We start from the raw sequence: 23,706 nt of genomic DNA on the forward strand, positions 1-23,706 counted from the left end.
TATAAAAATGAAAAAATATAAAGTTGCAATTGTAGGAGCTACTGGTGCAGTGGGTAGAGAAATGTTAAGATGTATTTTTCAGTTTCACTTCCCATTTGAAAGTTTAAAATTATTAGCTTCTTCAAGAAGTGCTGGAAAAGTGATTGAATATGAAGGACATGAATTTGTTGTTGAAGAATTAACTGAAAATTCATTTGAAGGTATTGACGTTGCTTTCTGGAGTGCTGGTGGAAGTATTTCTGAAAAATATATGCCTTACGCTGTTCAAGCTGGTTGTATCAATATTGATAATACTTCTCATTTTAGAATGGATCCTGATGTTCCATTAGTTGTTCCAGAAGTCAATGCTTATGCATTAAAAGAACATAAAGGGATTATTGCTAATCCAAACTGTACAACGATTCAAATGGTCAGTGCTTTAAATCGTTTAAATGAATATTTTGATATTGAAAGAATTATTGTGTCTACTTATCAGGCTGTTTCAGGTGCTGGTGTTGCTGGAATGGAAGAATTATATCGTCAGTCACAGGAAGTTTTAGATGGTCAAGAACCTGTTGCCAAAACATTACCTTGTGCTTCTGATAAAAAACATTATCCAATTGCTTTCAACTGTATTCCTCAAGTGGATAAATTTGATTTAGATAATCATTTTACAAAAGAGGAAATGAAAATGGTGAATGAAACAAAGAAAATCTTTAATAAAGATATTAAAGTTAATGCCACTTGTGTCCGTGTTCCCGTATTAAGAGGACATAGTGAATCTGTTTATATCGAAACGAAAAAACCAATTGATATGGATAAAGTCTTTGAATTATTATCAAATTCTCATGGTGTTGAACTCTATGATGATATTGAAAATCAGATTTATCCTATGGCAACTCTATTTATTGGTGATGAACTTGTCCATGTGGGGCGTGTCCGTCAAGATTTAGATAATGATCATGCTTTAAGCTTATGGATTGTGGCTGATCAGCTTATGAAAGGTGCTGCTTACAACTCTGTTGATATTGGCTTAAAAATGATTGAGATGGAACTAATCTAGTTAATCAATTTAGAATAAAAGCAAATATAAATACAATATACTCTCATCATTTTGTATAATTAACAAATTTATATTCAAGTATTATATGAGTATATTACGATATCATTCTCAGGTCTGTCAAAAACATGTCAAAAACTTCTAACAAATATTGATTAGAAGTTTTTTTATAAAACAATTTTTAAAGCACAAAAAAACACCTCTAACCGTAATGGCTAGAGGCTTTTTTCTATATATTTCTTGTCGAATTCGTAAGTATAAAATGCGGAATTATTGTATCTAACAATGACAGTATCTGGTGTCTCTTTGATAACATACAATGGACGAGAGTATAACCATAATTCCATATGATCTCCATCCACTGTTGGAGCCATATAGGCTATCTTTACAAAAATAAACTTTACCATTTTTATGCCTTTTTGAGTTTACCAGACTTTGCAAGGGATTTAAGTTTTTCATTCTGTGATGCAGTACCAGTGTAATTAGAAATACCATTGACTTTTGCTACTGGTTTACGTTTTTCCCAGCTTCCATAATAGCTGCTTGGAACTCCAATCGCTTTAAAAATGGCATCTAAAGAGTTACTGCTTCCTGTATATTTTTTGTAGTAAGATGATGATCCACTGCTATTAGAACTAGAAGAACCTACTTTTTTAAGCTTTCCAGTCTTAGCTAAGGATTTTAATTTTTCATTTTGGCTTGCAGTACCAGAATAACTACTAATTCCATTAGCTTTTGCTAAAGGTTTTCTCTTTTCCCAATTACCATAGTATGTACTTGGTACTCCAATATCTTTAAGAATAGTATCCAATGATGTACTGTTTCCAGTATATTTTTTGTAATATGAAGTAGAAGATGAGCTAGTACTTGATGATGATCCAGAAGTAATTAATGAATCATTTACCCATCCAGTACCACCATTAATCAAGTAAGGATATTTAGCTCCTGATACAATTCTTGTAATCTTACCTTTCTTTACTGCAATATTAGTTGTATGAGAGCTTGCAGTAGATGAAGTGGCAAGTCCTTTGAATGATACAGTTTCACCCACCTTATGTTTTAATCCTGATGCAGAAGTAGATGGCTTGCTTGTATTGACTACATTTCCACCACCATACATTTCATTGTATCTGTTTTGTACCAACGTTCTATACTCTTCTTCTGTAACTCCTTGAGCAATTAGTCTATGAGGGCAATTCTTGCCACTCCAATGTTTATGATAGAAAACACGAGTTACTGGAATACCTTCATCATGACAAATCTTAGCAATGACGGTTAATGCATTATCACATGCTTTAACATATCTATCTCCACCTGATTTTGAGTAGCAAGTTTCTACTCCGATAGATGTTCTATTACCACCAGTAGCTTTAGAACCATCTCCAGCATGCCAACCATTTCTATTAAATGGCAACCCCTGAACAGCTCTGTAATCATCTACAGCAACGTGATAAGAAACTTCAAGACTATTACCAATCATGTATGAAATTTCTGACATTGCAGATGCATCATTGGCAGTATCATGACGTGTTACTGCACTAGGATTCATCGAGTAAGGACATTTAATATCATATTTTGAACTTGGTACAAGCATTTTAGTCCATGTAATAGTTTTAGCCATTATTGATCATCTCCTTTACCAACTTCATCATCCCAAGCTGAGAAGTCATTTTCCTGCATGTTCTGATGATAAAGTTCTTCATCAAATTCAACTTCTTCCTCAATGAATTCGTAATTTTCAGCCATAAAATTTTCCTCCTATTTTTATAATATTCATTTCTAATTTAAAAGAGCAGTCGAATGACTACTCTTGTTCCTCATAATTATTCAATTGTTCTAAAGCATCTTTTATTTTATTTGGAACAGGGACTCCAAGATTTGATGCATTTTCTAATAGACTAATACCTTCATTTGCAATATAGAAATAACAAACTAAAGTTCTAAATACCCATGTTTCCCCGTTGATCATTCTATCAAGCAATACGGCAACAACTAGCACAACAAGAATCATACATTTCTTGATTAACCCCTCAAAACCAATATTGGAATTCAATGTTTTGCTAATCCACGCATAGATCACACCTGTTGCATAATCTAACACCATAAATGTAATAAGCACTATAAGTGCGATATCCCATCCTCCAAATAAATATGTAAAAAAAGTAGCAATAATTGCTACAACGCTACTGAAAATTTTCTCCATTTTCTTCATATACCTCCACCTCTACTGTATTTCAATACATTTATTTTCAAATTTTTTATATGCATCAAGATATAATTCTTTTTTGCAACCATTGTATGTTAGTTCGTAATTGCTTAATCTAGCTTGACACCACCCTTCATGCAAGAAGGAGCTACATTGTAGCCCCCTCTCTGTAGAAGATATAAACATTTTGTAAAGGTTGTGTGTGTGTGTGTGTGTGTGTGTGTGTGTCACACGCAACCGGGTGTTTCATTCTTTTCATTTTTCTTTCGCTGTCACAGAAAGAGAGAATCAATAGATAAATGTAAGATTTATTGTGGTTCCTCTATTTAATGTACTCCCTTCATCCGGCAAAATTTTTAATGTATTTCCTGATAAAACACCATATCCAAATTGCCCACCATTAACATCCACAATTCGATAACCGATTACGTGTGGACAGTCAACCAGAGAGTTAGAAAATGTAATTATTGGATACGCATCGCCAGCAGATGAAGTATTGTTGTTAAGTACTCCTTCCACATGTACAATTGTCATCCCTTTACATTTCTTGACGAATCCTTTCAAACCCCAGTCATTGTAGACTTGTGAATAATTCGTTTCTTTATCTACGTATTCTTTATTAGGAAATTTTACTTTCATAAATGCTTATAGCGTTTGATTAATTATGAGCATGACCGCTTGTCTTGCAAGGTGCGATAACTGTCGCAACATCCCAGAATTTTACATTTGTTGTCAATCCGATAACAATTTTTTCTTCATCTACAGAAACGACATACGCAGTAATATTTCTAGAGGCTGATTCTGGTCCCTTAAAAATTGTGTATATCGCTACACTGCTATCTTCTTTTTTTTCTGTGTTTTGAATAGTTAAGCCATATAAACATACATCTCTATTAAACGTCCAGATAAGCAATCCTGCATACTTCCCACTTCTATAAAAGTCAACTACAATCGTATCAGTACTTTCATTGCATATAATCGCAATTGGATGAGAAAAGTTATCTACATATTCCTTAGTTGGAACTTGTATCTTGCTCATAACACATCACCTTCGGCAAACGCTAATAAGCGTTCACCTCTCTTTCTGTTGAGATTGCTTTCTCTAAATGACAGCAACCTCCTTCCAGCATGATTTTGATAAAGTTGTATTTCTGGCCAGAATTCTGACCCGCCCCGACTATTTTTCGAAGGTTATTTTTAACTTTTAACATAAATTAATTTGCTATCTAGAAAGATCACTATCTTTAATATCTAATATAACTCCACCCTTTCCATTCATATCCAATTCCTTTTGCTATGGCAATAACCGGCTGTGATATATCAAACAAAATAACAATTGTTGATTCACCTGGAACAACAAACATTATTTTGAATCCATAATCACACTCAGGTGGGATATTTAGAGTATCATTATTATAATATTCAACAAGACCATTTTTCTCTATGGAATTATCAAGAATGTTATTACAATGCTTAATTGTAAATCCTGAAGCTTGTTGATTTTTCAACAATAGTTTAAGAAGCATCTATACGCTTGTAGCATTTTTGATCATGATGATTTCGTATATTCAACAGATACGAATGCATTCAATCTCTTATCATATCCACTACTGTTTTCTAATTTTAAAACATTTCTTTCAATGGTAGCAGAACATATTATATCTCCTGTTCCACTAATGAATGGTAAATTCTGTATAAAAACACCATCTAAAATTACAAATCCAGTTATTGATACGTAAGACATAATTGATGCATTTAGTTCTATAGTTTTTCCTGGTGTAATATTGAATGTCCTTCTATAGACAACTTTTCCATCAGTCCATGTTTTTCCAGTATTAATCTCTTTATATAAAGAATATTCCTGCGTTTCGTGTCTTAAGAATTTAAATTTCACGAATCATCACGGTGAATGCTACAAGCACTCACCTCGTTTCTTTCCAAATTGTCTAAAAGAGAAGATGCTATCTTCTCTCGATAGCATCCTCCTTTCTGATAATATTGCGGTATTTTGTACCCCCCCCCGCATGAATTTTGCGGGCGTGGGTGAATTTTATTTTATCCATAGTTTTCCTCCTATTCTGGTATTTCTACTTCTACGTATTCATCAGTTTGTGATACATAGATTATTGCATCATTGATTTGATCAATTGTAGCATTTAGTTTTGTTTCAACTTCCTTCAAAGCGGTATTGATTACATTTATGTCTGGCGGATCAGTAGTCTTTGGTAAGACTAAACTTATATGTTCAATTGCCAATCAGATCACCCCACTTTGCGAAATTGGTTTTCAATGTATTCCATGTTGCGATATTCTTCTTTATCCAGTCCCAGTCTATGATGTCTACTTGAATGATGAAACGTTCTCCTGTTGAAACAGTTTGCTTTGATAGCTTTACATTGTACAATTTATATTCAGCAGACAATCTGAATCTCCTTCTTTCTTTTCAATATCTCAGGACCAATACTGAATGTAACGACAATATCATAGTATCCTGTATCATAGTCATTTGTATCAATAGAGAAGGAAATATCATGCTCTGAAATAGTACATGGAATTGAAGATATGCTCTTGCATCCTTTTGTCATCTCCACTGTTGCAGTTGAGATGGTAAATTCTACATCATCGGAAGATACAATTGACATGACAATGCTTCTCTTTTCACCTTTTAGCAGCAACATCCATTATCTCCTCCTTTGAATTCTGTATCATAATGATTTTTCGTATGAAATGCTTCAATGAATTCTCTCATTTCAGCATTCCCTTGAAATTCAACAACATCAAATTTAACGCAGAAAGAAACAGGGTCAAACTTCATGACTACTGTAGCCATATAGCCAATATTTCCTGCATCATCTTCTGCATACAGTTCAAGATAGTATATTCCACTCAAATCTCTAGGAATAGTCGTTATCCACTTCCCATCATCTGATTTTGTAAAATTTATATCAAGACCATTTGATGTTCCAAATACTCTTTTAAGCATCTGTAACTTCGACAGAGATAACAAATGTCTTTCCACTATCTACAGGATTTGGAGTGAGTGTCACTGCACCAAAGACAGGTGGTTTTGTATCCAATTCAACAGTTCTCGTTACTGTAGTCTGCTTCTTAGCACTGTCTGTCGCAATAACCTTAATTGTATTATTGCCTTCAACAAGGGTTATATCCTTTGTAAATGAACCGTCACTTCCAACTGTTACACTTATGTCTTCCCCTTCGTTAACTTTAATGACAACAAGAACAGGTGATGATGTTGCATCATTCGTAGTCCCTTTCACTGTAACAGTAGATTTATTTGTAATCAATCCTTGTGTAGGGCTTGTGATATTAAGCGTTGGTGGCACTGTATCGACCTTAAATGTTACAGATACCTGTGTAGCTGCATTTCCATCATTATCAGCGCAATCCACCTTAATCACATTGTTGCCTTCATTTAATGGAGAAGCTGGTGTATAGGAACATTTATATCCACCTGTTATTGGTGTTTTTGTTATACCAGAGGTAATCTTTGTGCCACTGTTAATTGTAATACCAATGGAATTTGGATTTATTCCACTGTCATTATCCTTTACTTCCCATGTTATTGCAGGCTTGTTGTTTGTAATCAATGCTGATGATGTAGGATATGTAATAGTCTGTGTTGGTGCAATTTTTTCCTTTACATAAAGCTTTAGTGAATTACCTAGTGTTGCATCACTTGAATTCTTTGTTGTTACATTTCCAGCATCATCTGTTGCCTTAATGGTCACATCATAGTAATGATTTGCTTGTCCGTAACTGGACTTATTCGGTGCAGTAATCGTTGCTTCATATTTGCCTGTACCAGAGTTTCTGGTAAGATTATAAGTCTGCCCATTGATTACTGCCTGAACTGTTTTAACTGCCATTCTATTCTCCTTTCATCATAAAAATTATTCATCAAAATTAATTTCCATCTCCACATATTCATCAGTGACAGCTGTTACCTGTGGAGCATTGTTGAGATTATTAACAAAAGTTCTTAAATCATCAGTTCCCTCTATGTTTATTCCGTTCAATCGAATTCTATAGAGAGGAAACTGATATGTCGTGCCTGCATCCAATGTATCCTGCTGTGTAAGAACGGGATCAGCAGCAATCGTTTCATTTGGGGTACCTTTAATGGCCTTGATTGTCATTGTCTGCACACCATCAACATTCGTAAACTCAGCAACAACGATGTCATTTCTTTTCATGTTTTGAGTTCCATTGTCAATGCTCACGTCAATGACTTCTCCAGGATAGATAATATACGGCCACCCCTGAATGACGACTATGCCGTCCTTTATTTTAACGAGATTGGCTGTTTGCGTTGTCAGCTCCAATTCATTGCCACGATGCATGACACCATTTCCTCTAAAAATACCATCAAAAAACAGGGCGTGGTCTCTTGCTTCCACTTCCTGCCCTGTCTTAACAATAAGCTTTGCCATTTCTATTTATCACCCACTTTGTATTCAATATCAATGTTATCCACATATCCACTTAAAACCTTTGATATAATCTGCTTCTGCATGTAGATGCCTGTAATTCTATCCTTTGCACCGACTATATCACCAATGTCAACATTTTCTACATTGCTGATTTCAAGAGTGTTGGTATCCTGGTTCTCATTCAGCTGATCAATTCCACCCTGCAAAAGTTCATCTTCACTTTCTACAGAGGAATAATCATACAGCATTGTTCTTCTGTTTATGCCGACATTTCCATCAGCTATGGCCAAGGATTCATCCTGCGTAACAGTCCCATTATTCAATCTGTAAAGATTGATAACTGTTCTTTCTGTCAGTTCTCCTTGACCAAGACAAATGACATGGTTATATCCATTCTTTATAGCTTTTGCTACAAGATTGTAACCATAGTCATTATTCAATTCTGTATCATTGCTGTAATTAACGATTGGAGCAGCTGAACATACAGCACACTTGTTTTGCATATCAAAAGTTATCTTTAATTTAAGTCCTACATCAGCTAAAGTCTTTTCAATAGCTTCTAGCATATTAACATATCGTAAGTCTCGATTGATTTCAACACCACATAGTTCAGTAGAACCTACTATCAAGCCATCAAACTGATCATCCAAGATTGCTCTTAAGAAATCATTTGCATCACCACGTGCTTGATAATATGCCTGACCTGATGGTGGCACGACATATTTTTTTGATATAAGCCCTCTCCAGGTATATCCATAGAGGGTGACACTTTCATTTGCAGTATCACTGGTGATCCCCTGGATTCTTCCACCATATTCACTGGTTTCATCATTATCATAGACTATTGACCCTTCATTGAATTTTGAATTCCATACTGAATAAGGAACTGTCAACTCAAAATCGTTTCGTGAAGATGAAAGATAGGACCCTATTTCCATATCAAGTTCCATCTGTCTGTCCAGATAGTCAATATCGACTAGATCATTTCCTGTATAGATGAAATCCATTTAGGCTTGCTCCTTTCATCATAGATGTACATGTCGAAACCAAAAGCCCCTGACCATTGAATTGTGTTTCTTCCTGAAGGAATCTTCGTGAAGATATCGAAATCAAGTCCACGTTTAGAAAATACATTTGTCTTTTCACCATTCATTCCAACCTTGTATGCTTTTCTATTCGTTGACTCAATAACAAGATACTCGCTAGCTAATATATCTGTACTGACTGTATAGATATTTCCATTAATCGAAATTGACGGATTGGATACAGGACCATAGATGATCATCTTAAAATTGCTATCCTTGATTGAATCATTCGTAAAAGAAGATGTACCTGTTGCATTTCCATAGGTAAAAGGATATTCAAACGGATATGCAAATCCTTCCATTTTGATTTCCAAGCTCTTAACAAAAGAGAATCTTGTTTCCTTTATCCAGTAAGGTGTATCGGTCGTGACTGTTAATGTGTGATTATGAATAAACTTCTTAAAATATACATCTTGTGGCGCCATTGATGTAATGAAGCATTGCATATAGTATTCTCCAATGTAAAATCTTCCTTTTTCATTATGAATAACATCATAATCAAATTTTTCCTGACAACTATCATATTTTTGTGAATAAATATCACCCTTAATTTTAAAATCGGTAATTCCACGATAAAGTTTCTTGATTACATTATTGTCGGACAAATTACTATATGAGTAGGAATAGAGCTCAGAAATATCGGTAAGATGTATATCTTTAATAAAATCAACAATTTCACTTCTTGAATTTTGATAATACAATGAACTCATTACTTAATTTCCTCCTCTACCAGTCTTCCAACTTTTCTTCTGTTTATAGATACAGATAAATTTGATTTTTTAATGGCATTTGCTGTTTCGTTTCCTATACGTTCATAGTCAATCGGATCATCATTAGAATATGTGTTATAAGTAGTGCTAGTTGAAACGGTTGATGCCGGTTTAGAAAAACTATAATCCATTGCAACACCCTTCAAATCATTCAATTCTGTACCCAACTGCTTATCTATTAAATTGAAAGATTTAGGCAATTGATTTGCAAAACCAACCTCAATACCCATTGGCATGAATTTACCAACTTCATCTGCAAATACCTTAGATGGAGATTTTATACCAAAGAAACTCTTTATACCATTTAATATAGAGCTTCCAAATCCCTTGATTTTTCCTAGAATCCAATCTTTTACATTTCCGATTCCATTCCATAATCCTTTTACCAAATTGGTTCCAATAGAAGCCATTTGAGATGGTAACGATTTAAACCCATTGATTATGGCATTAAAAACACCTTTAACAGCACCTTTGACGGTTCCAGTTGCATTCGTTATAGATTTCCCAAATTTTGAAATCATGTTTTTTGCAAGATTCATCAAAGTCTGCGGCAGATTTTTAAGAGCGTTCACAACTGTATTAAAAATGCCTCCAGCTTTTGAACTTACAAAAGATACCATTTTCGAAATTCCATTACCAAAAAATTGAATGATCTGTTTTCCTAAGTTCAACCAGTTATAAGCCAAAATCACACTTATAATAGCTTGAATAATTTGTGGAATATTTGCTATCAAAGTTGGTATTGCAGATAAAATTCCCTTAATAAATTGAAGCAGTAATTCAGCACCCTTCATCAGAATCGTTGGGAAATTATCATTGATAATATTAGCAAATGTCGTAATAATCTGAGGCAATTGCTGTATCATGACTGGGAGTGCATTCAAAATCCCCTGAACGAGATTTGACAGCATCTCAAATCCTTTTTGTATGATTACAGGTGCCTGATTAGCTAGATTAGTAGCAAAAGTCTGTATCATCGTCAAGGCACTTGAAATGAGATTTGGTATTCCCTGAACAAGTCCTTGTGACAGCTGAGCAACCATCGTCATTCCTTGAGACAAAAGCAACGGCGCTTGTGTCAAAAATGATGAAATCAAACTTCCAACTATATTTGCTCCAGCCATTGCCATTCCAGCAACACCATTCGTCTGCAATCCAGTAGTGAGCTGATTGATTGCATCCGTTCCTAGAACAGCTAAGTTTTTAAGCGGCTCAGAAACACTGTCGTATAAACGAATCGCAAGTGTTTCCAATGACCCTGTCATCTGCTCAAAAGCTCCTTGGAAATTGTCCTGCATTGTTGCAGCCGTTTCCTTGGCTATGCCATCACATTCCTGGAATGATTTTGTGAGTTTATCTAATGAATCAGGTCCCTCGTTAATAAGTGCTAGCATACCAGATAATGATTCCTGACCATAAAGAGTAACAAGAGCATTATTTCTCTGTTCATCAGTCATACCCTTTGTTGCTTTTTGAAGCATCTCAATCTGATCATGAAGACTTTTCATCTTGCCTTCACTATCATAGAACTCTAATCCTAACTGATCCATCACCTGACACATGTCATCAGTCGGCTTAGATAATCGTGATAAAGCTCCACGTAATGTTGTACCCGCCTGACTTCCTTGGATACCAGCATTAGCCATTAATCCAATAGCAGCCGATGTTTCTTCTAATGAAATACCTGCTGCACGAGCAACTGGGGCAATATATTTTAGTGCTTCACCTGTTTGAGCAACAGATGAGTTTGTCATGTTTGCGTTTGCCGCAAGAACATCGGCAACATGAGCAGCTTCTGAAGCTTTTAGACCAAACCCTCTGATGGCTGAAGCTGCAATATCTGAAGATGCTGAAAGATCTTCCCCAGATGCTGCTGCTAAATCCAACAAACCAGGCATAGCTTCCATAGTTTCAGTCACACTGAAACCGGCTGCTGCTAGATTTTCCATCCCTTCAGCTGCCTGTGAAGCCGAAAATGATGTATCAGCTCCTAATTGTAAAGCCTGATCTCTAAGTTTTTGAAAGTCCTCTTGAGTAGCACCAGAAATAGCCTTGACGCGTGACATCTGTGCTTCAAAGTCTGACCCCATCTTTATGACTGCAAGTCCACCAGCACTGATTGCTGCCGTACCAGCAGCAAAAGCCTTAGTCACAATCGACATGCCTTTTTTAGCACTGTTACCTATACTCTGGGTTCCATCATTGAATCCACTCTCATCAATTTTTGTATCAAATTTTAAAGTACCATCAACATTGCTTGCCATGCATTCCTTCCTCACTTTCTTGACGCATGGCTCAAGGCTCTCTTAGTGCACTTTAATCTGTACTTTTATTTCCTTATTACATCCTTTACATTTGATATACACTCCTTTAACAAGAGCAGTATTATCATATATAAATAAACGTTTGCCACAATAAGGACAAGCGTACCAAATTCTTTTGTATGGTGGTTTTTCCATATCTCTCAACTCCTAAAAAGCATTGGCTATATCTTCATCGCTCATAACATTTACGACAGGAATAGCTATCTGCTTTTGAATTCTTCTTATTCTTTTCTTTTCATCTTTATTTTTAATTTTTGAAATATCCATCATTCTATAGGCAATTCTTTTCTTGAGTTCTGTATTTTCATTCAATGAGTCAAATAACGCATTAAATTTCCACCAATGCATATATTCACATGTCATGAGATCAATACCATAACACTCTAAAAAAGCTCCTATAATATAAGGCGCGTCATATTTGTATGAAAAAGCAAATCTTGATGCCTTCTTCCCATTGAATGAGCTATCATGGGAGTCATCCTTGCTTCCATCTACATTACCTTTCATGAATGTATTGATAGCATGAATGCATTTTTTCAAATCGCTGGGCTTCTCATTCATATACAGACCACAGATATAATTAACGATAACATAATCATCTACACCATCCATAATCATTTGTTGGAGTTCTATATAATCACGAAAATCCGTATAAATCATATAGCTGTTATGATCTACAGAAACAGTTCTCGGAAGGTCATCGGTGAGCAGATTAATCATTTCATTGCCTTCTGTTTAGAACGACGTGCTGCTCTATTCTTAGTTGGCTGAATGATAGCATTTCTTCTTGTATTAATAGCATTCATCTGCAAACTTGCAAATTTAAGAAAAGATGCATAAACTTCTTCCCATTGTCCCATATGATATTTCTTTTGTACTATCTTATCAGCATTATCTTTACCAAAAAGATTTTCAAAAAGACGATAATATAAATCACAATATCTTCTTACAATTTCAGATGTCTTACCATCTTTCGGAAATTCTTTTTCCTGAACATCCATTTCAGTAAAAGCTTCTTCGTATTTTTCCAATATTTCCGCATCATCCAAGTCCATCTCCAGTTCAAGACCATTGATGCTCCAAATTGTATTTTTTTCTTGGCTCATGGCTCTATCCTCCTAATTATTTTATGATTCAGTAACAATTGTACATGTTTTCCAGTCATCAGTGCTTTGCACCTTTACTTCTTCAAAAGCACCTTTGTTTCTTAATGTACCGCTGTATGTATAGGCATCTGTTGAATCACCTTCTGAATCTGGAATAATTGCATATGGTCTTTTTTTACCATAGAATTGATTTTCCTGAGATTCCACAGGTTTAGTGAAATCAACGATGATGATATTTCTAACAGCTTCATCACCTGTTTTTTCATTATCCGTAATATCAATAATATCTCCATGAACTGCATTATTTGTATAGTAATCAAATGCATATGAAATTTCCGGCGAATAACCTGTTACATCTGTGACCTCTCCATCTTCATCAACATATTGACGAGAATACTCAGTTGGATTTGAAGATTTTGAAAAATCTGTAAATTTAGTCATTCTTGTGAATGTTTCTGTATCTTCAGAAAGAACACCCATGAATGCCACTTTTCTTGATCTTTTGACTAATTCTTCTTTTACAGTATCACTCATTTAATAAGCCTCCTTCATGTATGTAATTCTACATTGTATTTGATAAATTGCTGATTTGTAATCAGCATTGAACATATATCCTGGTGCAAGAACTTCAATGCTCTGGATACCTTCATATTCAGGTAAGATATTCTTGCTGTTGTTTATTTCTATCCACTCTTGAAGATTTTCATAGAAATTTGATGCTTCAATCTGATCAATGACATCTGATGAACGAATCTCAGAACTTGAAAAGTTAAAGAGATATTGTCGAAGTGTCGACCCGTCAACATAGCTTTTCACTATTGGATTGGATGTCACTGTCGGATTGATAGAATACTGAATCTTTTCATCTGGATTCAAATAATCTATATTCAAGCATCCGTCCTTTAGATGAGGACATTTCATGAAATAATCACGAATGGCCTTGATACGCATTTTATTTTCCGACAATCTTACCAGCTCCTTTTAGAATTGCTTTTGCATCATTCGCTTTCATCCTTTCAAACCAAAATGCTCCTCTTTGTGGGGCACCTTCATAGGTCAAATCTATTTCAGTCAGTTTCTTTGGTGCCGGTCCTACCATCAGTTTTCCATAATAATGATATCTTGCATAAGGCGCATTGTACTGAACCAGTCCACTCCCTACATCAGTTGCTAATGTACCTGATAAAAGAAGAGCCTTGCTTCGCATTGGGGTAAGAGGATCACACAATCTCAAAACCTCACTATCTACAAAAGACTGAGCCTGATTGTACTTAGCTGAATACTCACTGCCAAATCCTGGCTTCCATTTTAATTCAGCTACTATAGTTCCGTTCTTGGATTTTGTCTGAATAATCTTTCCTCTAGGTGTTTCAACTACAATTTTAGCCATCCTAATTTCCTTCACATCGAATATGTCTAGAATAAGGAAGGCTATTTAAATTATAGGTAACAGTTCCTACAGTAAAACTATCAAGGTATTCTTCTCTTATCTGGCCATAACTTAGATTATCAATATCAGCCTTTCCGCGGATCATGATGTCACCTTTGCTTATCTCCGGTATATTTTCAATACTCTCGAGTGAAATTCTAACCTTGATAATGTCTTTTGCCTCAACAGTAGTATTGTTTATACTGGATTGCTGGGTTCTGAACCACGACGCATTTTTAATGATTTCTGAAACGAGAATATTTTGTCTTGTTGTGGAATCATATTTCTTATACACATGCGTTACCAATTCTTTGCAGTCAAGCATATGTCTACACCTCCATAGAGCAATCCGGTAGCAGCTAGATAAAGTTGAACAGCAGATAAAATCTCATCACTTAATTCCTCTTTGGTCTTTGCTTTACCATATGAAACTGAGTGCCCGTCAGTGGATTCACTTGATATACCATATTTTGCTGATGGGATGGCATCATTTTTATAAATAATATCAGCGATAGCACATATACAGTCTTTTACTTTTTCATCCTCATCAACGTCCATGACATCAATCTTTCCAAAAGTAAGACCAGAAACATGTGCTCTGGCCTTCTTTTCGTATTTCTTGAATTCTTCCTGTGGAATACTATCACCATAGTATTCTTCTCGGTAATAGTTGAAATCAACTGCTTTCATATTAGCCAACCAATTTGACTGCTAATTCAGGATATAACAACTTAATTCCATAAAGAACATCCAATGATACATAATCTGTTTTAGTGTTTGTATCATAGTCATAGACAACTCTGACACCAAGTCCATTGTCCTGTACAACTGCTGCCTGTTTATTTCCCATAGGCAATGCCAATGTTCTTGTAACAAGAGCTATCGCATTTCTGTGGAATGCAAGAGAATGATGCTTTGTAACAATATACGCATCTGTAGCTTCATCGATTTGAATATGCAATGGCATATCAATCTCTACATCAGTAGCTGCTCCTGAAGCCGCTGTTGCATCTTTCATAATACGATACATACGTCCATCAATGATTAAACCATCACCGATTTTCAATGTCCCTGTAGCTGCTTTTGCATCAGTAATCTGTAATTTCTTTTCATTGACATTCCCAGTAACCTTACAAGTTGTCATTGTTCCTGGAGTAGTAGCAAATGAATATGGAGCATTCTGATCCATGTAAGTATCCAATGAATAAACCTTACCAAGTTCAGCATTTCTTAAAGTATCTCCTGTTCCTGCATAAGACACTTTAGAAAGGTTGTCCGTCAACGCATAACGATATTTGTGTTCTGGGTTCAACACAAGTCTACGCATAGACATAGGTGCCTTGTTGATGTCAAGCATCTTCGAAATGTCTGCAATATCTTTTAAATTTGTTGGATTGGCAGTTGCTGTTACGGCATTGTTGACTCCTGCTACGACATTTAGAATGTCCTCATCAATTGATTGTGCAATTGCCATTAACGCTGGCTGAAGGAACTGTTCTGAGAAATTCTTGATATCCAATGTTAATTCCTTAGAAGTCACCTTGAACGAAACATCTCTGAAGTGGTCTAATTTGACACTTTCTTTTCCTTCGACCGCATCCTGAACTACAATGTTCCCTGTAAAGTTATGTGCCACAAATTTAGCTGGCTTACGAATAGTAATAGTATCACCAACTCCTGCAACAAATTCTGAATCATAATCTCTATGTACTAAGTTGGCCATAATTAAATTGTTTTGCAATACCATTAAGGCTTCTCTAGCAATAATTTCTGGTGTTAAAATTTTATTTGGCATTTTTCATTCCTCCTTGTCTATTGTTTTTCACGCCACGCTCTATATTCTTCCATGCTCATTTTTCCAGGATCCTTTTCTTGTGGTGATTTTCCATGGTCAATACCACCATCTTTAGGATTTGATTGGGTATCATCCCCTTCGTCATTGCTTACGAACATGTCAGAATAGCTTTCAGTCAATGATTTACCGATTTCTTCAATTCCAGAAATCTTCCCATCTTCACCAACTGTTAATTTTGAATAATCAAATTGTGAACGCATCAATGCTCTATGCTTTGTTGGATGCGCATCGAGCCAAGCATCCACAGCATCACGCTTTTTCATGTCTTCTTTCAATTGTCTGGTTTCAGCATCATGCTTAGTTTGAGTGTTTTTTAATTCTTCTCTTAGCTTTTCGATATCTGAACCATCGAACTTCTCTGCTGTTTCTTTCAATTGTTTAATTGTATCATTTGCAGTAGCAAGTTCTTTTTCTTTGTCATCAAACTTCGATTTTGAAACATATTCTCCACTTGCCAGATTGGCCAACTTTACTTTATCATTGCCTTTTAGTTTCGCTTCAACCTGAGAATACAATTCATCACCTAAAAATTCTTTTAACCATTCCATTTTCTTTCCTCCTGTGTTTTTTATATCCGGTTCTCTCCGGTTTAGGTTGGCTGTTTTATATCTCTTGCCATCGAGACACAAGCCTTTTAAACGTCATGCTCCAGGACAAAATAAAAAGCACCTGCTTTACGCTGTGCTCTATAAATTTTAATAAAATATCAATCATTCTTTGATAAGGTCTCTTTTTTTAATCAGATCTGATGTGCTGATACCTGATGCTCCAACTTTACCTAAACCATCCATATAGATACGTTCTTTTTGTTGCTTCATACCCATCGCTTTGCTAAATCGAACATATTCATCCATGCATGATCTATATTGTATCTGAGCATTCATGATATCTAATTCATTGCCATCTCCTTCTTTTAGCAATGCTATTCTTTCACGATACATTCGCATGTTGGATTCTATTTGCCTCATTCTTTGCTTTGCTTCATAGCCTGTATATTCCTTGCCATTCCATTCTTTTGGAGTGCTATTGGCCATCTCCTCAAGCTCTTCATCAGTATATGCTCTCACTGATATTCCTTTTACAAACGGATAATAAGTATGGTAACAATTTGCTCCACCCAATCCTGTAACAGTGCCTAATCCACAAATAGAAACAAGTTCCTGTCTAGTAAATACAAGCCCTTGCCACAATGCATGTGTAGGTCTAGGATTGGCATGAGCTGATACCTCATAATCATTTGTTCCAATTTTTCTTGCAGTATCCTCAGAAACTGTCCTTGACATTTGGGCAATAGAAGACATGACAGCTCTTCTAGCTGCAACAGTTATCCTGTTATGGTACCCTGATTCATAATTAATCCATCTTATCCCAGATTTTGTCATTTCATTGATTGCCTTTCTTAATGTCGTATTGTAATCAAAAGCTCCAGCAGTAATATCAATAACAACTCTATCTAAGATGTCTTGAAAATATTTAGTTAATTTAACTGCTTTCGTTTCACCATCTTCCAAAACAACAAAACCTAAAGAACGTGATAAATTTTTCATTTCATCATTGGTCATCTTTTTTAAAGCCTTAATGTTGTTTTGAAGCAGTGTGTTTTTTTCAAATGGAATAAAATCTGTTCCCGTTGCTTCATACAGTGATTTATTATCAATGTAATCTGTTTTTATAGCTTCAGTATATAATTTATCAATATACTCATTAGATGACTTCAGAGTTTCTGTTAGCATTTCTTTGATATCCTTGTCGCTGAATCCAATCTTTTTTAATTGATTTAACTGAAAATCAGCTGATCTGGTTATCACTCCTGTGTTTTTAATTCTCCTGACAATATCTTTAAGAATTCTTTGCTCAAGATCAAGAAAAATACTTTCATGACCATATCCATAAGTTTCCATATCTTCTGGTGATATCATGGCAATGCATCAGCCTCGACAGGCAAGTTCTTTTGAGCCTGTTCCAATGTTTCGTTGCGCCATTTAGCGCGATATTCATCTTTTCGGAGTGTTCCATTGGCCATATCTGCCTGATCCTGTTTTCTTTCTGTATCCTTATCTTCAATGATTGAATCATCAAAATCAACTTGAATATCATTGCTGTATACTATGCCATTGGAAACATATAGAACAGCCTTTACCATATCTTCCAAAGCTTTTTTCAAGATAAGTTCATGCTTTCTAAGACGCCTAAACATCTTCGAATTGCTTGAAATGATATTAGCAGTGTTTGTGTATACCTTTCCTTCCTTGAAAACATAATGATCAGAACCAAATCCAACCTTATCAGCAAACAAATTTAATGCGTCCTGCAATGCCTGACTGTGCTCGTCAACACGAAGATTGAATTCTGTTTCTTTGATTTTTTCTTTCATATCAGATCCACCACGATATGCATAAAATGTTGTGTCATTTGGATCAAATGCCGGTGTTGCTGGGACTCGACCGTTTTTATCGTTTATAGGTGGAATCACGTTAAGAACTGATGGATCAAGGAAAAGTCTTTTCTTCCCTAACTGAAATTCGTTAAAATATGAATCAAATTTCTCATCACAGTCCATCATCTCATCCAGTGCATTGGCAAAAACAGCCATCCCCATAGGCTCATCAATGTCCGAATTATTAACCATGTTTGGTTTAATGATCTGGAACAAAGGTACAGGTGAATAGATAACCCTCTGTACATCTTCTGGAATCTCATCAATACTATACTTACCGCCTCTTTCAGCATCAAATATAATATTCTCAATTCTATATTGATTACCTACTTTTTCATGGATATTGACATAATATTTGTTATCGCCTATTTGACTTGCGAAGGCTACATCTATAATTCTTCCATTTCTTATTCGTAAAGGAAAAATCATATTGCCATTAATATAATCAATCTGGCATCCGCTTTGTGTTGAAGCTGAAGCATATTCAACAAATGCTCCCGTTCCTAATGCAAAGCTTAACTCAATAAGTGCATTTGACTGCGCTTGAAAGTCATTCTCATTAAGACAGCTATCAAGAATATCCTGATAAGCATCATCGACTGTAATTTTTACTTTTTCATTCAAAAGCAAATCAGCCCAGTCCTCACAACTCTTCTTTGCCATTCCCAGTGATTTTTTTGTCTTCTTAACTTCCTTTATACCATTGTAGATAACATAATTATGAAAGGAATCGACTTTACCGCGATACCATTCTCTCCATAACTGCATGTGTTCTCTATGATTCAGCGAGGTCTGAACATCATAGCCTAATTTTTCAAGAAAATCTCTTACATCACTTGCTATCATTATTTCACCTCCCTTAATCGTTCAACATTGGAAGCATGTTGACTATATAATCCCAAGCTCCCATGACAGCATATCTTGTTGCATCCTCACAATGATCGTTTTGCTTGATTGGTTTTTCTTTTCCTTTATCTATGGAATCCGGATCATAACTGTATAAATACATTTCTTTTTCAAGTTCCTTCTGATAGATGCTTAATTTCAGGACATAAAAAATAAGCAGCTTTTGAACTCTGCTTATTCCTAATTCAACAGTATTATCTATCTTGGGAAATATCACTTCCGGACAAACACGATTGATTTCCTCAGCAAGTCCAACCGCTGATGGATCGATACATGCATATACTGGCATTTCACCAAATTTATCATATATAGAATCAATGAAATCTCGAAAATCACTGGCATATTCACTAGGACTCTTCTGAACACCTGTATCTCTTCCAGAGTGATAATATTCAAATAGTCCCTGAAATCTCTTGTTATAGAAATCCAACCCAAAAGCCTCATAAGTTGTCGCATTCAAATGTCCTGCATCTATACCCACGAATAACAAATCATATTCTATTGATTTTTTAGGGTCCACAACATGCTTCTCTGGATTGAACATATAATAAATCAGATCATCCAATCCAACTGATTTTCCAAGCCAAATCCAATTATACATTTTTTCATCTGCCTGTTTCATCGCATTGGCTTCATCAATCAGCTTTTGTCCAAGCCATGACACAGGAACGTCCTGATATGTGACATGTATATGAATACAGTCGGTTCTCTGTTCCATCTTATGACACCACTCATTAATTGGTGCTTTTGGATTCTTGGGTGGATTATATAGATAAAGCATTCTAAAATCCTTATCATTACCACGGACGAATGTGGCCACAATGTTATTTATCTCTTCTTCGCCTTCACCCTTGTCAAAAAACTCTGTTAGCTCATCAAGGACAACAAGCTTTATAGCGTTATTTTCATCAATCATACCTTTTGTATCATCCACACTGTCAGAACCAGTAAAATAAATGGTGTTTGAGTTCTTTATATTGGTAATACGCATGGGCTTTTTTGTAATCTTAAAATACTTTTTATTCAGTTTAAGTCTTTTCATAGCACGCAGACATTCTTTGAATACAGTTTTTTCAAGCTTCACATGATGCTTTCTCATAATGACAACCGCAGTGCCTGCCTCTCCTGCAATGAGATAATCAGATAATATTCCCATATATGAAGATTTAGTACCAGCACGCCCAGATGTTAAAATCTGATGCATATGGTCAACATCATTAAATATAGCATGAAACTTTGGGATGATGATGTCTGATAATTTAACCTCTTGGTAAATCATTAACAATCATAACTCCTTCTTCAGTGTCATTTTCGTTTGTCTTTGCACTAACCGCATTAATTTGAGCACGAATAAGATTAACACGTTCTTTCTGCTCCTCAGTAACCATATCCCAATTTTTGTGAAGCATATCATTATACTGCTTTATCATGCTTTCTAGAGTTTTCATGGCACGACTCTGAGCAGATAGAAAAGTAGCCTGCTTATCCCAGGCCTGCTGAACTTCCCAGCGTTCACCAATAACATTGCCATCCTTTTCTTCAATCTTCTCAATAGTCTTATCTTCCTGATCATGTACATACATGAGCTTTTGAGCACGAATGATTGCTGCAAATTGCAATTGGATATTCATCCACAATGTATCAATTTCATTTGTTGGCATTTCTCCAATAATCTGCTGAGTTTCTTCTGGCAGCCATTTAGAAAAAAAGCCATGCTTTTCCGCATGCTTGTTACCTGGAGGACCAGTTGCATTTTTATTGCCTAGGGGTGCACCTCTTTTCTTCTTTGGGGGTGCACCCTCTTTTTTATCCATCTTATTCCAGTGGCGAGTTTTCCATGACTTGACTGTATTAATTGAAACATTGTATTTTTCAGCTATTTCCTTTCGCTTGAGGCCTTTCTTATAATCCTCATAGGCAAGTTCCCAGTTCTCTTTCAAGTCATATCACCACCTCCTATTTGTCGTTTTGAAGTTTATATATTTAACTGATCAAACAACGATGATAACTTTGGAAATTGCATCGCTAACCAATCAACCATTTCTTCGCAATGCCAATCACAAGCATCATTCAATCCTGATTCAATTAAAAAAGCATGAATAATCTCATGCCTTAATAAATTATTTTTAAATTCATTTACATTTTCCTGTTCAATATCATCTTCTTTTTCTAAATTACATATGACTATTTTTTTAGATGATGGATCACAATATGCGTATCTATCACGCAATAAAAAATCATGTTCTTTATCATTGACTTGCAACTTATAACGAGTTCCTAAAATTTTTATTGAGCTATGGCGCATATAACTTTTTCCTCCTGTTTTAATGTTATATACTTATAATAGCTAAGCTTTTTTATCCATTTTTAATCAGTCTTCCAGGAAAGGATGGTGATACAATGGCAAAAGGAAAATGTACAGAAAAACCACCTCGTCGTGGACCAATGACAGTCAAAGTTAAAAGTTACACACGAAAAGATGGCACACATGTAGATGCCCATAAACGACATACTCCAAAATAATTTTTTAATCCAATTAAGCTTAGCAACAGCTGGTGAGGTAACACCAGCTTTTTTTGTTTTAAGCCAAAGAAAAACCACAGCAGTGTGTGGTTAATCAAATAAATAAATAAATTTTTAATCTAAATTTTCTTCAATCTCACAATTAATGGCTAAGTAATCTAACTGTTCATCATTTAATTTTTCTTTTTCTTTATTTTGAAATAACTCAGAATGAAATTCACTACCTTTACTTGGAGTATGCTCAACATAAATATCCGCATTAGAACATGAACCATAAGTAATAGAAACCATAAAATCAGCATATTTTCCTAATTTATCTAATGCATCTTTAACAGCATCATTATTGTCTCTATTCATCTGTCTAAAAACAGAACATCCATTACTACCATTACCTGTATATGTAAAACAGTGCCTAGAAATTGTTTTATCTTTTTTTATAAACTTTGGTTTTCTTTTTACTCCTCTATATAATTTTTCACAATTATCAAAATCAATTGTCAAACCATTTCACTTCCTGATCAAATCTATTCTCTGTAAAAGCAACATTTACATATTTATATCGTTGCCCATCTTCAGTTTTCTTATAAATATCCATATATTTTTCATCATTAATTGAAAATTCTAAATATTTACTTCTTACATTTCCAAATTCAAATACAACTCTACCGTCTTGTAAAGGAAAAATATCTGGTTGAACTGATAAACTCATAATTATTTGAGATAAAAAATCAATAAACTCTTTATTGAATTGTTTTGCTCCTTCTCCATCCCAATTATCTTCTAGTTCAAGAAAATCATTTAAAATGGATAAATTCTCAGTAAGTTCTAAACTCATTGTACCACCTTGTTCTTTATCTATATCTATAGAAAAATTTGTATGAGTAATATTTTGTTCATCTCTGTTATTCTGTGACTCAAAAATACAAAACGAATTTTGAACACCTTCATTTTTAAAATTATCGATATTCGAATTTATATGTGGTAATCCTAAAATCATACTAGTTCCTATAATCAAAAAACTAGTTAATACATAGCCAGTAGAATTAGTTTTACTTTTACTAACAGAACTATATTTATACTGATTTAGCACCATACACCTCTATAGGATAAGTACCACATTCTTGACCGTTTATTTTAATCACAGTTTTATATTCCCCCTGAATTTCAAATGAAATATTTCTAAATCCAATATTAATTTGAACTCCTAATGGTAAATCTGGAAAATTTATTTTTTCTTCTGGGAATTGTGGTGCAGTCAATACATTCTCAGATATTTTTTCTCCTTTAGGATTGTAGAATTCTGTATTGATTGAAAAACCATCTTTAGGCACATTAAAAATTCCAAATGAAATGTTAAACGAATAATCAGTCGGTATATATTTAGTTATGATCATTTGTAAAGGACCAACTATTACTGTTTTACCTTGTGGATCATTTTGAATATCTTCACAATAAACAAAAGATTGAATTTTCATTTCTTTCATAATCATTTCCCCTTTGCATATATATTATATATCAAAAATGGCAATTTTGTGCAACAAATCCTTAATTTATTAATATATTTTTTGATTTTTC

General features: G+C 34.8%; 35 protein-coding genes. 2 read left to right on the top strand and 33 right to left on the bottom strand.

The features are described from left to right. Positions 1-7 precede the first annotated feature (7 nt). Positions 8-1,042, top strand: coding sequence for an aspartate-semialdehyde dehydrogenase (locus tag B5G32_RS01085; protein WP_087935543.1), 1,035 nt, complete (start codon positions 8-10; stop codon positions 1,040-1,042). 406 nt (positions 1,043-1,448) lie between these two features. Here B5G32_RS01085 and B5G32_RS01095 read toward each other — a convergent pair whose 3' ends face one another. The 30 genes from B5G32_RS01095 to B5G32_RS01230 form a co-directional block, all read right to left on the bottom strand. Further along, positions 1,449-2,633: a peptidoglycan recognition protein family protein gene (locus B5G32_RS01095; RefSeq protein ID WP_204209565.1), complete on the bottom strand. Its 1,185-nt coding sequence runs from the start codon at positions 2,631-2,633 to the stop codon at positions 1,449-1,451. Between the two features lie 26 nt (positions 2,634-2,659). Continuing rightward, positions 2,660-2,785: a hypothetical protein gene (locus tag B5G32_RS14245; protein WP_255374724.1), complete on the bottom strand. Its 126-nt coding sequence runs from the start codon at positions 2,783-2,785 to the stop codon at positions 2,660-2,662. A gap of 58 nt (positions 2,786-2,843) precedes the next feature. Beyond that, a complete protein-coding gene (locus B5G32_RS01100; protein WP_087935545.1) occupies positions 2,844-3,251 on the bottom strand; it encodes a phage holin family protein in 408 nt (135 codons plus the stop codon). A gap of 12 nt (positions 3,252-3,263) precedes the next feature. Then, positions 3,264-3,431: a DUF6275 family protein gene (locus B5G32_RS14080; protein ID WP_239386169.1), complete on the bottom strand. Its 168-nt coding sequence runs from the start codon at positions 3,429-3,431 to the stop codon at positions 3,264-3,266. Between the two features lie 102 nt (positions 3,432-3,533). Continuing rightward, on the bottom strand, positions 3,534-3,884 hold the full coding sequence (locus B5G32_RS01105) for a hypothetical protein (protein ID WP_087935546.1): 351 nt from the start codon (positions 3,882-3,884) through the stop codon (positions 3,534-3,536). Positions 3,885-3,903: 19 nt separating this feature from the next. Beyond that, positions 3,904-4,284, bottom strand: a complete 381-nt coding sequence (locus B5G32_RS01110) for a hypothetical protein (protein WP_087935547.1) — start codon at positions 4,282-4,284, stop codon at positions 3,904-3,906. A gap of 205 nt (positions 4,285-4,489) precedes the next feature. Next, a complete protein-coding gene (locus tag B5G32_RS01115; protein ID WP_087935548.1) occupies positions 4,490-4,771 on the bottom strand; it encodes a hypothetical protein in 282 nt (93 codons plus the stop codon). A gap of 23 nt (positions 4,772-4,794) precedes the next feature. Further along, positions 4,795-5,139 (bottom strand): hypothetical protein, encoded by a 345-nt coding sequence (locus B5G32_RS01120; protein WP_087935549.1) that lies wholly within the window; start codon positions 5,137-5,139, stop codon positions 4,795-4,797. Positions 5,140-5,318: 179 nt separating this feature from the next. Then, positions 5,319-5,501, bottom strand: a complete 183-nt coding sequence (locus B5G32_RS01125) for a hypothetical protein (RefSeq protein WP_087935550.1) — start codon at positions 5,499-5,501, stop codon at positions 5,319-5,321. Positions 5,502-5,656: 155 nt separating this feature from the next. Next, positions 5,657-5,923, bottom strand: a complete 267-nt coding sequence (locus B5G32_RS01130) for a hypothetical protein (protein WP_087244397.1) — start codon at positions 5,921-5,923, stop codon at positions 5,657-5,659. Next, the gene (locus tag B5G32_RS01135) at positions 5,911-6,228 is read right to left on the bottom strand and encodes a PF13754 domain-containing protein (RefSeq protein ID WP_087935551.1); all 318 of its coding nucleotides are present in this window, start codon (positions 6,226-6,228) and stop codon (positions 5,911-5,913) included. The genes B5G32_RS01130 and B5G32_RS01135 overlap by 13 nt, the downstream gene beginning before the upstream one ends. Continuing rightward, positions 6,221-7,132 carry a hypothetical protein gene (locus B5G32_RS01140; protein WP_087935552.1) on the bottom strand — a complete coding sequence of 304 codons (912 nt, stop codon included), beginning with the start codon at positions 7,130-7,132 and terminating at the stop codon, positions 6,221-6,223. Before B5G32_RS01140 ends, B5G32_RS01135 begins: the two co-directional genes overlap by 8 nt. A 24-nt stretch (positions 7,133-7,156) precedes the next feature. After that, complete coding sequence (locus B5G32_RS01145) at positions 7,157-7,696, bottom strand: hypothetical protein (RefSeq protein ID WP_087935553.1); 540 nt, start codon at positions 7,694-7,696, stop codon at positions 7,157-7,159. Between the two features lie 2 nt (positions 7,697-7,698). Beyond that, positions 7,699-8,703, bottom strand: a complete 1,005-nt coding sequence (locus tag B5G32_RS01150; protein ID WP_087935554.1) for a Gp37-like protein — start codon at positions 8,701-8,703, stop codon at positions 7,699-7,701. Continuing rightward, a complete protein-coding gene (locus tag B5G32_RS01155) occupies positions 8,673-9,491 on the bottom strand; it encodes a hypothetical protein (protein WP_087935555.1) in 819 nt (272 codons plus the stop codon). The genes B5G32_RS01150 and B5G32_RS01155 overlap by 31 nt, the downstream gene beginning before the upstream one ends. After that, positions 9,491-11,815 carry a phage tail tape measure protein gene (locus B5G32_RS01160; RefSeq protein ID WP_087935556.1) on the bottom strand — a complete coding sequence of 775 codons (2,325 nt, stop codon included), beginning with the start codon at positions 11,813-11,815 and terminating at the stop codon, positions 9,491-9,493. Before B5G32_RS01160 ends, B5G32_RS01155 begins: the two co-directional genes overlap by 1 nt. A 207-nt stretch (positions 11,816-12,022) precedes the next feature. Continuing rightward, positions 12,023-12,595 carry a Gp15 family bacteriophage protein gene (locus tag B5G32_RS01165; RefSeq protein ID WP_087935557.1) on the bottom strand — a complete coding sequence of 191 codons (573 nt, stop codon included), beginning with the start codon at positions 12,593-12,595 and terminating at the stop codon, positions 12,023-12,025. Next, the gene (locus tag B5G32_RS01170) at positions 12,592-12,981 is read right to left on the bottom strand and encodes a DUF6673 family protein (RefSeq protein ID WP_087935558.1); all 390 of its coding nucleotides are present in this window, start codon (positions 12,979-12,981) and stop codon (positions 12,592-12,594) included. Before B5G32_RS01170 ends, B5G32_RS01165 begins: the two co-directional genes overlap by 4 nt. A 21-nt stretch (positions 12,982-13,002) precedes the next feature. Further along, on the bottom strand, positions 13,003-13,515 hold the full coding sequence (locus B5G32_RS01175; protein ID WP_087935559.1) for a hypothetical protein: 513 nt from the start codon (positions 13,513-13,515) through the stop codon (positions 13,003-13,005). Then, positions 13,516-13,947 carry a hypothetical protein gene (locus B5G32_RS01180; RefSeq protein ID WP_087935560.1) on the bottom strand — a complete coding sequence of 144 codons (432 nt, stop codon included), beginning with the start codon at positions 13,945-13,947 and terminating at the stop codon, positions 13,516-13,518. It abuts the gene before it with no gap. Beyond that, on the bottom strand, positions 13,934-14,371 hold the full coding sequence (locus tag B5G32_RS01185; protein WP_087935561.1) for a minor capsid protein: 438 nt from the start codon (positions 14,369-14,371) through the stop codon (positions 13,934-13,936). Before B5G32_RS01185 ends, B5G32_RS01180 begins: the two co-directional genes overlap by 14 nt. A 1-nt stretch (position 14,372) precedes the next feature. Continuing rightward, on the bottom strand, positions 14,373-14,735 hold the full coding sequence (locus B5G32_RS01190; RefSeq protein WP_087935562.1) for a DUF6751 family protein: 363 nt from the start codon (positions 14,733-14,735) through the stop codon (positions 14,373-14,375). Further along, positions 14,711-15,100 (bottom strand): head-tail connector protein, encoded by a 390-nt coding sequence (locus B5G32_RS01195; RefSeq protein WP_087935563.1) that lies wholly within the window; start codon positions 15,098-15,100, stop codon positions 14,711-14,713. Before B5G32_RS01195 ends, B5G32_RS01190 begins: the two co-directional genes overlap by 25 nt. Before the next feature lies 1 nt (position 15,101). After that, positions 15,102-16,205 (bottom strand): major capsid protein, encoded by a 1,104-nt coding sequence (locus B5G32_RS01200; RefSeq protein ID WP_087935564.1) that lies wholly within the window; start codon positions 16,203-16,205, stop codon positions 15,102-15,104. A 17-nt stretch (positions 16,206-16,222) separates the two neighbouring features. Further along, the gene (locus B5G32_RS01205; protein WP_087935565.1) at positions 16,223-16,813 is read right to left on the bottom strand and encodes a phage scaffolding protein; all 591 of its coding nucleotides are present in this window, start codon (positions 16,811-16,813) and stop codon (positions 16,223-16,225) included. Between the two features lie 162 nt (positions 16,814-16,975). Continuing rightward, positions 16,976-18,184: a phage minor capsid protein gene (locus tag B5G32_RS01210; RefSeq protein ID WP_087935566.1), complete on the bottom strand. Its 1,209-nt coding sequence runs from the start codon at positions 18,182-18,184 to the stop codon at positions 16,976-16,978. Further along, a complete protein-coding gene (locus B5G32_RS01215) occupies positions 18,181-19,548 on the bottom strand; it encodes a phage portal protein (RefSeq protein WP_087935567.1) in 1,368 nt (455 codons plus the stop codon). Before B5G32_RS01215 ends, B5G32_RS01210 begins: the two co-directional genes overlap by 4 nt. Before the next feature lie 13 nt (positions 19,549-19,561). Beyond that, positions 19,562-20,887 (bottom strand): PBSX family phage terminase large subunit, encoded by a 1,326-nt coding sequence (locus tag B5G32_RS01220; RefSeq protein ID WP_087935568.1) that lies wholly within the window; start codon positions 20,885-20,887, stop codon positions 19,562-19,564. Then, positions 20,868-21,548 carry a phage terminase small subunit gene (gene terS, locus B5G32_RS01225; RefSeq protein WP_087935569.1) on the bottom strand — a complete coding sequence of 227 codons (681 nt, stop codon included), beginning with the start codon at positions 21,546-21,548 and terminating at the stop codon, positions 20,868-20,870. The genes B5G32_RS01220 and terS overlap by 20 nt, the downstream gene beginning before the upstream one ends. 35 nt (positions 21,549-21,583) lie before the next feature. Beyond that, entirely contained in the window at positions 21,584-21,913 is a 330-nt protein-coding gene (locus B5G32_RS01230) for a hypothetical protein (RefSeq protein ID WP_087935570.1), read from the bottom strand. Between the two features lie 95 nt (positions 21,914-22,008). Here B5G32_RS01230 and B5G32_RS14250 point away from each other — a divergent pair, with 95 nt between their 5' ends. After that, positions 22,009-22,131, top strand: a complete 123-nt coding sequence (locus B5G32_RS14250) for a hypothetical protein (RefSeq protein WP_255374725.1) — start codon at positions 22,009-22,011, stop codon at positions 22,129-22,131. 114 nt (positions 22,132-22,245) lie between these two features. Here B5G32_RS14250 and B5G32_RS01235 read toward each other — a convergent pair whose 3' ends face one another. From B5G32_RS01235 to B5G32_RS01245, 3 genes are read right to left on the bottom strand one after another with little or no spacing between them, the layout of a single operon-like run. Next, positions 22,246-22,632 carry a hypothetical protein gene (locus tag B5G32_RS01235; RefSeq protein ID WP_087935571.1) on the bottom strand — a complete coding sequence of 129 codons (387 nt, stop codon included), beginning with the start codon at positions 22,630-22,632 and terminating at the stop codon, positions 22,246-22,248. Next, the gene (locus B5G32_RS01240) at positions 22,622-23,224 is read right to left on the bottom strand and encodes a hypothetical protein (protein WP_087935572.1); all 603 of its coding nucleotides are present in this window, start codon (positions 23,222-23,224) and stop codon (positions 22,622-22,624) included. The genes B5G32_RS01235 and B5G32_RS01240 overlap by 11 nt, the downstream gene beginning before the upstream one ends. Beyond that, positions 23,205-23,615, bottom strand: coding sequence for a DUF6941 family protein (locus B5G32_RS01245; protein ID WP_087935573.1), 411 nt, complete (start codon positions 23,613-23,615; stop codon positions 23,205-23,207). Before B5G32_RS01245 ends, B5G32_RS01240 begins: the two co-directional genes overlap by 20 nt. Between the last annotated feature and the right edge of the window lie 91 nt (positions 23,616-23,706).

Origin of the sequence: Massilimicrobiota sp. An80 (genome assembly GCF_002159255.1) — a bacterium.
In the GTDB taxonomy this organism is placed as follows: domain Bacteria; phylum Bacillota_I; class Bacilli_A; order Erysipelotrichales; family Coprobacillaceae; genus Allocoprobacillus; species Allocoprobacillus merdigallinarum.